We start from the raw sequence: 12382 nt of genomic DNA, 5'->3' as shown, positions 1-12382 counted from the left end.
TTTACACAGGCCTTTACATTTGTATAATATTTGTATGCTGTCTATGAAAAAGGTATGTCCCATTATGGAGGGACAAGATGAAGACGTTGAAAAGATTAAAAAAAAATAAAGATTTTCAGTCGGTTTTTGACAGGGGCAGGTCTTTCGCCAATCGCCAGTTCGTCGTCTATGTGCTTAAGCAGACCGGACGGCCGTATATCCGTCTCGGACTGTCGGTCAGCAAGAAGATGGGAAATGCCGTTATGCGAAACCATATTAAAAGGAACATTAAGGAAATATTTCGAAATTTATCGGACAAACTGGAACTTGGCAATGATTATGTTGTGATCTCGCGCCTTCCGGTCCGAACGATGTCTCATCAGGAAATGCAGGACAGTCTGGTTCACGTGTTAAAAAAAGCGGGTGCCATATTGAGTAATAGGGATGTTTGACGATGAAATATATTTTTATTTTTTTAATTCGGCTGTACCAAAAATTTATTTCTCCTTTAACACCTCCGACCTGTCGGTTTTATCCTACGTGTTCGCAGTATGCCGTGGAGGCATTTGACAGGTTCGGCGTTTTTAAAGGGGGCTGGCTGACCGTCCGTCGTCTGCTAAAATGCCAGCCTTTTCATCCGGGCGGGTTCGATCCTGTTCCCGGAAAAGACACGAATAGAGAAAAACCGTAAAAATTTAAAATATCGTTCGGGACCTATCGAGGAGGTAGCGTTTTGCGTAAAAAAAGAGCTGTGGTGGGCATCTTGATTTTGCTGGCTGTTTTGCTGGCGGGCTGTTCGAATGTGAATCAACCGATTAATGCTCAGAGTACAGGATTCTGGAGCAGGTATTTTGTATATCCGCTGTCGGAGTTTATCATCTATGTTGCTCATATGTTCTGGGACAGTTACGGCATTGCCATTATTATTACGACGATCATTGTCCGGCTTGTTCTGCTGCCGCTCATGGCAAAACAGGTAAAAAGCTCGCAGGCCATGCAGGATCTGCAGCCGAAAATCAAGGCCCTGCAGGAAAAGTACAGCTCTAAAGACCGGGCTACTCAGGAAAAACTGCAGCAAGAGCAGATGAAACTTTTTCAGGAGAATAAGGTCAATCCGCTTTCCGGCTGTCTGCCGCTGCTGATCCAGATGCCGATTCTTTTTGCTTTTTATCAGGCAATCATGCGGACATGGGAAATCAAGAAACAGTCGTTCCTGTGGTTTCAGCTCGGGGCGCCGGATCCATTTTATATTCTGCCGATCATTGCCGCTTTGTCGACATTTCTGCAGCAGAAGATTATGGTTGGCAGAATGGGCAACTCCAATCCTCAGATGGCGATGATGACCTATGTTTTTCCGATAATGATTGCTGTGCCTGCTCTTTATTTCCCATCGGCTCTGGCTCTTTACTGGGTTGTCGGAAACATTTTCATGATATTCCAGACTTATTTTATTTATGAGAAGAAGGATATTTCACAGGCGAGAACGGAATCCGGAGGCGCTAAGAAAAAGTGAGGGAAGTCTCGAAATATGGGAAGACAGTTGACCTGGCTGTATCTTCAGCCCTCGAGGAACTTAATGCGACCGTCGATCAGGTAGAAGTCACGGTAATCGAACGACCGAGGGGCGGTTTTCTCGGAATCGGATCAAGGAAAGCACTTGTGAGTGTCACTTTGAAAAAAACGCCCTTTGATTCGGGTATCGATTTTCTGAGGAATCTGATCGAGAAAATGGATATCTCGGCGCATATTCAGGTCAGTGACAAAAGCGGAAGGATCTGCCGCTGTCAATTTGTCGGACGGGATGTTTCGCAGCTGATCGGCAGGCACGGCCAAACCTTAAATGCCTTGCAGTATCTGGCGAATCTTGTCGTCAATAAAAATTCCGATCATCGGATGACGCTGATCCTTGATGCGGAAAATTATCGCGAGACAAGGAAGAAGGCATTAATTTCTCTTGCCGACCGTGTAGCGGAGAGGGTTGCAAAAACCGGAAAAGCCTACCGTTTTGAACCGATGCCGTCTTTTGAGCGGAAAATCATTCATTCGGAACTTGCCGGGAACAGCAAAGTGAAGACCTTTTCATTCGGCGAAGAACCGCGCCGTTACGTGACAGTCGCTCTTTCAGATAATTAGTGATCGGTGAAAGAAAAACGCGCCTATTTGCGCGCTTTTTTCTTTTATCTTTCGTTTAGTCTGTGGATTGATTATGCTGGTGGAACCGCTGAATTTTTTCTTGGGATCGTAACGGTAACGGGGGGACAGCGGAAAATAATTCCGATCATCTGTAGAGTGCACACTGAATAATTTCCGTTTTATTTGAAAAATAAAATGTGACGACGTGACGGTCTGATAGATTACCGGGAACAAACAATGAACCGGTGCCGTTTCTTAGATATTTGCTCAGCAGAGTTTGTTTAACCGGGCAGCCGACTTTTCAGACGGGTATTGCTGTTTTTACCGGGTAAAGGTTTGCTTCACAGAAATAATTGCTTTGAACTGAATTTATTTTGAATCCGTTCCGGGCATGGTTGAATAGAGGACTTCTAAGGGAAGGGGTGATAAAATTGGATTATGATACAATTGCTGCCGTGTCGACTCCGATCGGAGAGGGTGCGATCAGTATTGTCCGTCTCAGCGGACCTGAGGCGATTCCCGCAGCGGATCGATTATTTGAAGGGAAAGCGTCCCTGACAAAAGTAAAGAGCCATACCATTCATTATGGAAAAATCGTCGATCCGGAAACCGGCCGTACAATTGAGGAAGTCATGGTTTCAGTGATGAAGAAACCCAAAACATTTACTCGGGAAGATGTTGTTGAAATCAATTGCCATGGCGGACTGGTCAGCGTTAATAGGGTACTCAGCCTGGTTCTGGATCAGAATGTGCGGATGGCGGAGCCCGGCGAGTTTACAAAAAGGGCTTTTCTGAACGGCAGAATCGATCTGTCTCAGGCCGAGGCCGTCATGGATCTGATCCGCGCGAAGACCGACCGGGCCATGAATGTGGCCATGAGCCAGATAGAAGGGAAGCTTTCCGGATTGGTCCGTAAACTCCGGGATGAACTGCTCGACATGCTTGCCGCGGTTGAAGTCAACATTGATTATCCGGAATACGACGATGCTGAAGTCATGACGGGGAAACTGCTCTTTGAAAAAGCGTCCCGGGTCGAAAAAAAAATCGACGGAATCCTTTCGACGGCGAAGCAGGGAAAGATATTGAGGGAAGGATTGTCGACGGCGATTATCGGAAAACCGAACGTCGGGAAATCATCTCTGCTGAATCATCTCGTCCATGAGAATAAAGCCATTGTGACGAATATTCCGGGGACAACCCGCGATGTGATTGAGGAATATGTCAATGTCGGAGGTGTTCCGCTGAAACTTGTCGATACGGCAGGTATTAGAGAAACAGAAGATATTGTGGAAAAAATCGGAGTCGAGCGGTCGCAGGCAGCGTTGAAGTCGGCCGATCTTATTCTCCTGCTTCTGAACAACAATGAAGAACTGACTGCTGATGATCGCCGTTTGTTTGACATGATCGGGAATACACAGACAATTATTATTTTAAATAAGACGGATCTTCCATCGCATGTATCGGCGGATGAACTGCAGCGGCTTGTATCCGGCCGTCCCGTTATCCGTACTTCGCTTTTGCAGGATAAGGGAACTGAAGAACTGGAACAGGTAATTGCTTCGCTTTTTCTTAGCGGAGGTGCACAGGCGAAGACTGAAACTTATGTTTCCAATACTCGTCATATCGCTTTATTAAAGCAGGCCAGGTCGGCTATATCGGATGCCATTGCAGCCGCAGAGCAGGGATTCCCCGTTGATATTGTTCAGATTGATGTAAAGCGGACGTGGGATATCCTTGGAGAAATTATCGGTGATTCAGTAGACGACAGTTTGATTGATAAGCTTTTTTCGCAGTTTTGCCTTGGAAAATAAATGCCGGCGGTTATTTAGCCGTATCGGCTTAAAATAGATGTTCGTGATAACAGCTGAAGGAGGATGACAAAATGAACAGATATCAAGCCGGTGACTATGACGTGATTGTTGTCGGAGCCGGCCATGCCGGTGTCGAGGCGGGACTCGCGGCGGCAAGGATGGGAGCCAAGACATTGATGCTGACAATCAGCCTGGAGGGAATTGCCTTTATGCCCTGCAATCCTTCGGTAGGAGGTCCGGCGAAGGGCGTTGTTGTCAGGGAAATTGATGCGCTCGGCGGTGAAATGGGCCATAATATTGATAAAACGTACATTCAGATGCGGATGCTGAACACCAGAAAAGGTCCGGCGGTCCGCGCGCTGCGAGCCCAGGCCGATAAGCAGCTTTACCAGCGGGCAATGAAAAAAACGATTGAAGAGACAGAAAATCTAACGCTCCGCCAGGGGATGGTAGAAGAACTGATTGTTGAAGACGGGATTTGCAAGGGCGTTGTTGCCGCAACCGGTGCGGAATATCGTGCCCGGTCCGTTGTCTTAACGACGGGTGTCTATCTAAAGGGAAAAATCATTATCGGAGAGCTTCAATATGAAAGCGGGCCTAATAACATGCAGGCCTCCGTCAGGCTGGCAGATAATCTCCGTGCGCTCGGCTTTGATATTGTCCGTTTTAAAACGGGAACTCCGCCGCGTGTTAACGGGCGGACGATTGATTATTCGAAGACGGAAATTCAGCCCGGCGATGAGGCTCCGCTCGCTTTCTCCTATGATACGACCGAGTATGTAAAAGATCAGATTCCGTGCTGGCTGACCTACACGAATCCGGAAACCCACAGAATTATTCATGAGAATCTGGACCGTTCGCCGATCTATTCGGGTGTTATTGTCGGCACGGGCCCAAGATACTGTCCTTCCATTGAAACCAAAATTGTCCGTTTCAGCGATAAAAACCGTCATCAGCTGTTTCTGGAGCCGGAAGGAAAGGAAACAAGCGAAGTCTATGTTGACGGCCTTTCGACAAGTATGCCGGAAGAAATTCAACGGAAAATGCTTGCAACAGTTCCGGGTCTGGAAAATGCGGAAATGATGCGTCCGGGCTATGCCATTGAATATGATGCCCTTGTGCCGACCCAGCTCTGGCCTTCTCTTGAAACCAAGAAGATCCGCGGACTTTTTACGGCCGGACAGATCAACGGGACTTCCGGATACGAAGAAGCAGCGGGGCAGGGCTTAATGGGCGGTATCAATGCTGCAAGAAAGGTGCTGGGCATGGACCCGGTGATACTGGACCGTTCACAGGCATATATCGGCGTCCTGATCGATGATCTTGTGACCAAAGGAACAAAAGAGCCTTATCGTTTATTGACATCGCGTGCCGAATACCGTTTGCTTCTTCGTCATGATAATGCTGATCTCAGGCTCACGGAATTGGGCCACGACATCGGTCTGATATCGGAACAACGATATTGCCGGTTTCTTGTTAAAAAGCGGCAGATTCAAAAGGAGCGCAATCGTTTTGCGCTGACGACGGTCAAACCTTCTGAAGAAGTCACGGCGCTGCTTGAAAGCAGAGGAGCCGCACCGATCAGGGAACCGATGAAGGCGGACCGATTGTTAAAACGTCCGCAGCTGACTTACCGTGATGTCGCCGGTCTTCTTCCACGGAGCGAAACGGTGTCTGATGAAGTCGGCGAGCAGGTGGAGATTCAGGTAAAGTATGAAGGTTATATTAATAAACAGCTCGAACAGGTTGAGAAAATGAAAAGAATGGAGAAGAAAAAAATTCCCCAAGATCTGGATTATGATCAGATCGGCGGACTGGCCACGGAAGCGAGGCAGAAACTCAGTCAGGTTAAGCCGTTATCTGTTGGACAGGCTTCCCGGGTTTCCGGTGTCAATCCGAGCGATATTGCTATTTTGCTCGTTTATCTTGAACAGGGAAGGCTTGCCAGAAAAACAGGCTGATCCCAATCCATGGAGGATGCTATGAAGCTGCTGGAACAGATCCTTTTAAAACAAGACGTTCATTTGTCTGAAAAACAAAAGGGACAGTTTGACATTTATTTTCAGAAACTGATTGAATGGAATAAAAAAATGAATCTGACGGCAATAACGGATGAAAAAGAAGTAGCCGTCAAGCACTTTTACGATTCACTCACTCCAAGCTTCTACTTTTCTTTCCAGGGCCCGCTTCACATTTGCGATGTTGGATCCGGAGCCGGTTTTCCGGGAGTTCCGTTGAAAATACTGTTTCCAGAAATGGAACTGACGATTGTCGATTCACTTAATAAAAGGTTGATCTTTCTGCAGGCTTTGACTGAATCGCTTCAAATGAGCGGTGTCACGTTTTGCCATGATCGTGCCGAAAACTTTGCACGTAAAGCGGGGAAGCGGGAGAGCTTTGATGTCGTGATTGCCCGCGCGGTTGCTAACTTTTCGGTACTCAGTGAGTACTGTTTGCCCTTGGTTTTGCGTGGCGGCGAGTTTATTGCGTTAAAAGGGCCGCGATCAGAAGAAGAGCTGGAACTGGCCGGTCATGCCATTGATCTGTTAGGGGGAAAATTGGATAGAAAGGTTTCACTTGTTCTTCCGGAAGAAGACAGCCGCCGCAATATTTTCTTTATAAGGAAAATAGGTGAGACTCCCCAAAAATATCCGAGAAAACCGGGTATTCCGGCAAAAAATCCTTTATAATGTTTCACGTGGAACACGGATCGTTATTTTTGCAGGATTTATTATTTTTTCAGCGAAGTAATAATTGGGTCAGACAGCAAAAAGGTGGTGTCGGAAAGATGAAGCATCCTTTTTCTAAGATTTTCAACCAAAGCGGTGAGGAAGAAACAAGTCTTGATCCCCGGGAAAATGCGGACGAGCGCGTTCAGGAGATTCTAGTCTCCAAAATCATTCCCAATCAATATCAACCCCGTTCGATTTTCAATGAGGAGAAACTCCGGGAACTCGCCGAGACTATTCAGGAACACGGTGTCATTCAGCCGATCGTGCTTAGGCCAGTCGGGAACCGCTATGAAATTATAGCGGGTGAACGGCGCTGGAGGGCTGTTTCTTCTCTGGGCTGGGAAAAAATACCGGCGATCGTTAAAATGTTTGACGATGATCAAACGGCTTCCGTAGCGCTGATCGAAAATCTGCAACGGGAAGAACTGACGGCGATCGAGGAAGCAATGGCTTATTCAAGACTAATAGATATTCACGGGCTGACACAGGAAAGCCTGGCTCAGCAACTCGGGAGAGGGCAGTCGACGATTGCCAACAAGTTGCGGCTGCTGAAACTGCCGCCATCCGTACAGAGTGCGATTCTCGAAAAGAAAATAACAGAACGGCATGCAAGAGCATTAATTATATTAAAAGATCCTGAAAAACAGGAAAAATTGTTGCATGAAATCATCGAAAAGCAATTAAATGTGAAACAAACCGAGAGTCGCATCAAAAAAATACTGGAACGTGATCAGGATGCGGAGAAAACAAAAGAAAAGCGGACAAGGCGTGTCTCGTTAAGCCGCGATTCGCGAATCGCAGTCAACACTATTCGCCAGTCTGTCCATATGGTGACGGATTCGGGACTTAATATAGATACCAGTGAAGAAGACATGGGCGAATACTACCAGTTTACGATCCGCATCCCTAAAAAATAAATAAGTGAAGGCTGTAATTTTGGAGCCATCTTATTTGCGGCTCCTTTTTTCTGTGCAAATCGTTGAATTATGAACCTGGATCTGAGAATTCATGATAGAATGAAAGATAGCGATCGAAGTTTGAGAGTAGGTGAAGGTGTGAGCAAGATATTAGCGATCGCCAACCAGAAAGGCGGCGTAGGTAAAACAACGACGGCTGTAAATCTCAGTGCCTGCATGGCTATGCTGGGCTGTAAAGTGTTACTGGTTGACATTGATCCTCAAGGAAACGCGACAAGCGGTTCAGGTGTTGATAAAGGTGAAGTTGATGAATGCATTTATGATGTTTTAGTGGAGGATACGGAAATCCGGAAGGTGATTAAAAAATCGGCTATTGAAAATCTTGACGTGATTCCTTCCGCGATTCAACTGGCAGGAGCGGAAATTGAATTGGTTCCGACAATTTCGAGGGAAGTCAGGCTGAAACGTGCTCTGGAAAAGATAAAAGATACATATGATTATATAATCATAGACTGTCCGCCTTCGCTCGGTTTACTGACAATCAATGCCCTGACGGCTTCGGATGCCGTCATCATTCCGGTTCAGTGTGAATATTACGCGCTGGAAGGACTCAGCCAGCTATTGAATACAGTCAGGCTTGTGCAAAAACACCTGAACCATCATTTGGCCATTGAAGGTGTGCTTTTGACGATGCTCGATGCGAGAACAAATTTGGGAATTCAGGTCATTCAGGAAGTGAAAAAATATTTTCAGGATCGTGTTTTTCAGACTGTCATTCCCCGCAATGTCCGTTTGAGCGAAGCACCAAGCCATGGAAAACCGATCATCATTTATGATGCCAGATCAAAAGGTGCTGAAGTCTATCTTGACTTTGCGAAGGAAGTGATGATGAATGAGCAAAGCGTTAGGTAAGGGCCTTGATGCTTTTTTTCCGACCACTTTTTCCGACGAACAGGAAGATACAGTAGAAAACGTCGAATTAAGCGATCTAAGGACTAATCCTTATCAGCCCCGTAAAAAATTCGATGAACAAGGGTTGGAAGAACTGGCCCAGTCCATTAAAGAGCATGGAGTCATTCAGCCGCTGGTCGTCAGAAAAAGTATTAAAGGCTACGATATTATTACCGGGGAACGCCGATTCCGGGCTGCCAAAATCGCCGGCCAGAAAAAAGTTCCGGCGATTATCAGAGAGCTCTCCGATAAAGAAATGATGCAGATTGCTCTGATTGAGAATCTTCAGCGGGAAGATTTAAATCCTATTGAAGAGGCCTCGGCTTATCGAAGATTAATGGATGAATTGAATCTGACTCAGGAGGAACTGGCAGCAAAACTCGGAAAGAGCCGGCCGCATATCACAAATCATTTACGCCTGCTGCAGCTGGATAAAACCGTCAAAGGACTGCTTGAAGACGGAAAGCTCTCAATGGGGCACGGCCGGGCATTGCTTGGGCTTAAGGACAGAAAACGGATTCCGCAGGTTGTCGATAAGATTATTAAGGAGCAAATGAATGTACGGCAGCTTGAGGCGCTGATTCAAAAATTGAATCATCATGTTTCACGTGAAACATCGATGAAAAAAGAGTGGATCATGCCTCCCGAGTTGAAGGAGAAGGTTCATACGCTTCGTGAACGGTTCGGCACGTCAATAAAAATAAAGCCGACAGCTAACAAGGAAAAAGGGAAAATTGAAATGGATTACTACTCAGCCGATGATCTGAATCGGCTGCTTGAGTTGCTTGAGGGGCGGCCGTAACAGCTGCCCCCTAATTTTTTATTTGAATTACGATTCAGAGAAAGCAGGGATTCACCTCCCGGACTGATGAAAGATGCTTTAAATGCGCGTGAAAAACATTGGTTCCTATTTTTTCTCTCGAAAAAGCGCTGCTTTTCTGCGGATGCCTGTTTAAAGCTGATAAAAAATGAGGCTTTAAAGTCTGACTGCACATTATAAACGAGTTTCAGGATCGCACTTTAGCCGGACAGATGCTGTTAATGACGGCTGAGGTGCATTCGAGCCGGGAGACCGGCTTTATCGCGGGAAAGAATGGCAAGATAAAGACAGCGGCTGATAACCTCCGAAAGACTCATCACAATATTAAGCCGTGTATTCTGGAGTACAGAATATTCCATAAAGCCGCTGACGTTGACAATTCCGGTAATGTTGATATCCCCGACAGGCAGAAGTTTTTTATTAACGCCTGCACCCGGGAGAACAGGACCTTTTGAAACTGAGATCATGCCGATATTTTTTTGCTTGCCCAGGCAGGCATCAATGGCAATAATAAAAGGATTCCGATAGGAGGCCGCTATGGTACTGAGGGTGTCTTCAAGATTTACTGCATGCACCGGATTTTCCAGAGTACCATAAATATAAGTATCGGGAATCGTATGCTTCTGCAAAAAAGTGCCGGCCAGCGGGCCAAGTGAATCTCCGGTGGAGCGATCCGTCCCGATGCAGACGATAACGAGCGGATTTGTTCCGGGCGAGGGAAGATAGCTTCGAATCGCCCGGACGAGCAAAGCGTGGGAGACTTTGTCCTCATAATGCGCTGTTTGTTTTTCCTGCCTAAGATTCATAGTTTCCGCTCCTTAATAAAGTATTATCAGTATACGGACTATCCGGAGAATCTATACCTGTTTCCCTAGAAAATCCGGCGCCCTCGCATTTGGCTCATCCTTTTCCACTGCCCGAATTTCAAATATCTGCTATGGGTGATATACCGTTCAGACGTCATCTTTCGGCTTTATTTGGGAAAAACAAGAATTACTGTCCTTTTTCCGAAAAATGGGCTATACTATGTAACAGAAAGCGAAAATGGATAGATTTGAAAATTTTTTTCGGCAATGAGAGAAAAGAGTAAGCAGGAGCGGCTGTTACACAGTGATCCGGGGAGAGTGGGAACCCGGAAACAGCACCTGAAGAAGGCATTCTTGAGCTGCAGTTTTTAAAAGAGGGTGCGGATTGTCCGCATCAATTAGGGTGGAACCGCGTGAGTCAATAAAAGCTCTCGTCCCTAGGCTGTTCGTTGCCTAGCAGACGGGAGCTTCATTATTTTTGAAAATAAGGGAGTCCGGCGAATGAGTAAAACAATGGAGCAAATTGTCAATCTGGCGAAACATCGGGGATTCATTTTTCCAGGATCGGAAATTTACGGCGGCCTGGCGAATACATGGGATTACGGTCCGCTTGGCGTAGAACTGAAAAATAATGTCAAGCAGGCATGGTGGAAAAAGTTCGTTCAGGAACCGTCTTTCAATGTCGGACTGGACGCGGCAATTCTGATGAATCCGAAAACATGGGAAGCTTCCGGCCATATTACAAATTTTAATGATCCGATGATTGACTGCAAAAAATGCAAGTCACGTTTTCGGGCTGATAAACTTATTGAAAGCAACATTCCGAGGGAAGAGCTTCCTGGACCGGTGGACGGACTGGACTTTGCTACTATGGAAAAACTGATCGAGTCTCATGCAATCAAGTGCCCGGAATGCGGAGAACACGATTTTACGGAAATACGACAGTTCAATCTGATGTTTAAAACCTATCAGGGCGTGACGGAATCGGCCAAAGACGAAATTTATCTGCGTCCGGAAACGGCTCAGGGCATCTTTGTGAATTTTAAAAATGTACAACGAACGATGCGCAAGAAAATTCCTTTTGGCATCGGCCAGATCGGCAAATCGTTCCGCAATGAAATCACGCCCGGAAATTTTACTTTCCGTACGAGGGAATTTGAACAGCTGGAATTGGAATTTTTCTGCAAACCAGGCGAAGACGGGAAATGGTTCCAATATTGGCGCTCATTCGGTTTCGAATGGCTGAAGTCACTGAATATCCAAGCAGACAATCTCCGGCTCCGCGATCATGAAAAAGAAGAACTACCGCATTACAGCAATGCGACGACGGATATCGAGTACCTCTTCCCGTTCGGATGGGGAGAACTGTCGAGCCTGTCATCAAGAACGGATTACGATCTGCGCCGCCATATGGAAGTGTCGGGGCAGGATCTGCAGTATATCGATCAAAACCTGAATGAACGCTATATCCCGTATGTGATCGAGCCTTCGCTCGGCGCTGACCGTGTCACTCTCGCCTTTCTGGCCGATGCCTATGAGGAACAGAAAATCGATGATCATGATCAACGGATCGTGCTTCATCTGCATCCGGTGCTCGCTCCTTATAAGGCAAGCATTCTTCCGCTTTCAAAGAAACTCGGCAATGAAGCACAGGCGATCTACCGGAGCCTGGCGAAGGATTGGATGGTCGATTATGATGAGACGGGATCGATCGGCAAAAGATACCGCAGGCAGGATGAAATAGGGACTCCTTTCTGCATTACCTATGACTTTGATTCAAGAGATGATGGCAAGGTTACCGTCAGGGATAGGGATTCGATGGATCAGGTCCGTCTGCCGATTGATGCGCTCTCCGGTTTTCTAAGAGAAAAAATCAGTTTCTGATACGGTTGCATCGGCGGCGGACACTCGTATATTCTTTTAGCGACGATCAAGGTCTTCTTTAAGAAGGGGGAATAATAGATGGCGAAACCTCGGATTATCTTTGACTTAAACGACGTCGTTGAGATGAAAAAATCACATCCGTGCGGCGTCAATCAGTGGAAAATCATTAGGATGGGCGCCGATATCCGCATCAAGTGTCTCGGCTGCGGCCACAGTGTGATGATGCCGAGAGCGGAATTCCAGAAAAAAATAAAACGAATCATCGAACATGGATCTGCCGGGGAAGCAGACGGTCATGAATAAGTTCTGAATACAATGGAAGCGAAACAAAGATCGGGAAGATCCGGGG

13 protein-coding genes are annotated in these 12382 nt (G+C 46.5%); 12 read left to right on the top strand and 1 reads right to left on the bottom strand.

Annotated elements, in window-relative coordinates; translation table 11 throughout:
• Window positions 1-77: 77 nt before the first annotated feature.
• From rnpA to OYT88_RS07995, 10 genes are all read left to right on the top strand, one after another.
• Window positions 78-431 carry a ribonuclease P protein component gene (gene rnpA, locus OYT88_RS08040; protein WP_274399169.1) on the top strand — a complete coding sequence of 118 codons (354 nt, stop codon included), beginning with the start codon at window positions 78-80 and terminating at the stop codon, window positions 429-431.
• 2 nt (window positions 432-433) lie between these two features.
• Window positions 434-670: a membrane protein insertion efficiency factor YidD gene (yidD, locus tag OYT88_RS08035; RefSeq protein WP_274399168.1), complete on the top strand. Its 237-nt coding sequence runs from the start codon at window positions 434-436 to the stop codon at window positions 668-670.
• A 42-nt stretch (window positions 671-712) separates the two neighbouring features.
• Window positions 713-1492, top strand: coding sequence for a YidC family membrane integrase SpoIIIJ (gene spoIIIJ / locus OYT88_RS08030; protein WP_274399167.1), 780 nt, complete (start codon window positions 713-715; stop codon window positions 1490-1492).
• Window positions 1489-2112 (top strand): RNA-binding cell elongation regulator Jag/EloR, encoded by a 624-nt coding sequence (jag, locus tag OYT88_RS08025; protein WP_274399166.1) that lies wholly within the window; start codon window positions 1489-1491, stop codon window positions 2110-2112. The genes spoIIIJ and jag overlap by 4 nt, the downstream gene beginning before the upstream one ends.
• Before the next feature lie 431 nt (window positions 2113-2543).
• The gene (gene mnmE / locus OYT88_RS08020) at window positions 2544-3923 is read left to right on the top strand and encodes a tRNA uridine-5-carboxymethylaminomethyl(34) synthesis GTPase MnmE (protein WP_274399165.1); all 1380 of its coding nucleotides are present in this window, start codon (window positions 2544-2546) and stop codon (window positions 3921-3923) included.
• Window positions 3924-3994: 71 nt separating this feature from the next.
• Window positions 3995-5884 carry a tRNA uridine-5-carboxymethylaminomethyl(34) synthesis enzyme MnmG gene (gene mnmG / locus OYT88_RS08015; RefSeq protein WP_274399164.1) on the top strand — a complete coding sequence of 630 codons (1890 nt, stop codon included), beginning with the start codon at window positions 3995-3997 and terminating at the stop codon, window positions 5882-5884.
• A 21-nt stretch (window positions 5885-5905) separates the two neighbouring features.
• A complete protein-coding gene (rsmG, locus tag OYT88_RS08010) occupies window positions 5906-6613 on the top strand; it encodes a 16S rRNA (guanine(527)-N(7))-methyltransferase RsmG (RefSeq protein WP_274399163.1) in 708 nt (235 codons plus the stop codon).
• Window positions 6614-6711: 98 nt separating this feature from the next.
• On the top strand, window positions 6712-7572 hold the full coding sequence (gene noc / locus OYT88_RS08005; RefSeq protein WP_274399162.1) for a nucleoid occlusion protein: 861 nt from the start codon (window positions 6712-6714) through the stop codon (window positions 7570-7572).
• A gap of 138 nt (window positions 7573-7710) precedes the next feature.
• Window positions 7711-8484 carry a ParA family protein gene (locus tag OYT88_RS08000; RefSeq protein ID WP_274399161.1) on the top strand — a complete coding sequence of 258 codons (774 nt, stop codon included), beginning with the start codon at window positions 7711-7713 and terminating at the stop codon, window positions 8482-8484.
• Complete coding sequence (locus tag OYT88_RS07995; protein ID WP_274399160.1) at window positions 8465-9325, top strand: ParB/RepB/Spo0J family partition protein; 861 nt, start codon at window positions 8465-8467, stop codon at window positions 9323-9325. The genes OYT88_RS08000 and OYT88_RS07995 overlap by 20 nt, the downstream gene beginning before the upstream one ends.
• 236 nt (window positions 9326-9561) lie before the next feature.
• On the opposite strand, the gene yyaC is transcribed toward OYT88_RS07995, so the two are convergent.
• Complete coding sequence (yyaC, locus tag OYT88_RS07990) at window positions 9562-10149, bottom strand: spore protease YyaC (RefSeq protein ID WP_274399159.1); 588 nt, start codon at window positions 10147-10149, stop codon at window positions 9562-9564.
• Between the two features lie 501 nt (window positions 10150-10650).
• Between yyaC and OYT88_RS07985 the strand changes: the two genes are divergently transcribed.
• Window positions 10651-12033, top strand: coding sequence for a glycine--tRNA ligase (locus OYT88_RS07985; protein ID WP_274399158.1), 1383 nt, complete (start codon window positions 10651-10653; stop codon window positions 12031-12033).
• Between the two features lie 78 nt (window positions 12034-12111).
• Entirely contained in the window at window positions 12112-12336 is a 225-nt protein-coding gene (locus OYT88_RS07980; RefSeq protein WP_274399157.1) for a DUF951 domain-containing protein, read from the top strand.
• Window positions 12337-12382: the final 46 nt, after the last annotated feature.

The organism is Sporolactobacillus sp. CQH2019 (assembly GCF_028765345.1).
Classification (GTDB): Bacteria; Bacillota; Bacilli; order Bacillales; family Sporolactobacillaceae; genus Sporolactobacillus.
The sequence above is the reverse complement of the archived record's forward strand: the minus strand, read 5'-3'. Positions and strand labels throughout refer to the sequence as shown.

Excerpts from the sequence above, each read along its gene's own strand:
- yyaC (WP_274399159.1), bottom strand. The coding sequence starts at position 10,149 with ATGAATCTTAGGCAGGAAAAACAAACAGCGCATTATGAGGACAAAGTC.
- OYT88_RS07995 (WP_274399160.1), top strand. The coding sequence starts at position 8,465 with ATGAGCAAAGCGTTAGGTAAGGGCCTTGATGCTTTTTTTCCGACCACT.
- OYT88_RS07985 (WP_274399158.1), top strand. The coding sequence starts at position 10,651 with ATGAGTAAAACAATGGAGCAAATTGTCAATCTGGCGAAACATCGGGGA.
- yidD (WP_274399168.1), top strand. The coding sequence starts at position 434 with ATGAAATATATTTTTATTTTTTTAATTCGGCTGTACCAAAAATTTATT.
- OYT88_RS07980 (WP_274399157.1), top strand. The coding sequence starts at position 12,112 with ATGGCGAAACCTCGGATTATCTTTGACTTAAACGACGTCGTTGAGATG.
- noc (WP_274399162.1), top strand. The coding sequence starts at position 6,712 with ATGAAGCATCCTTTTTCTAAGATTTTCAACCAAAGCGGTGAGGAAGAA.
- rnpA (WP_274399169.1), top strand. The coding sequence starts at position 78 with ATGAAGACGTTGAAAAGATTAAAAAAAAATAAAGATTTTCAGTCGGTT.
- rsmG (WP_274399163.1), top strand. The coding sequence starts at position 5,906 with ATGAAGCTGCTGGAACAGATCCTTTTAAAACAAGACGTTCATTTGTCT.
- mnmG (WP_274399164.1), top strand. The coding sequence starts at position 3,995 with ATGAACAGATATCAAGCCGGTGACTATGACGTGATTGTTGTCGGAGCC.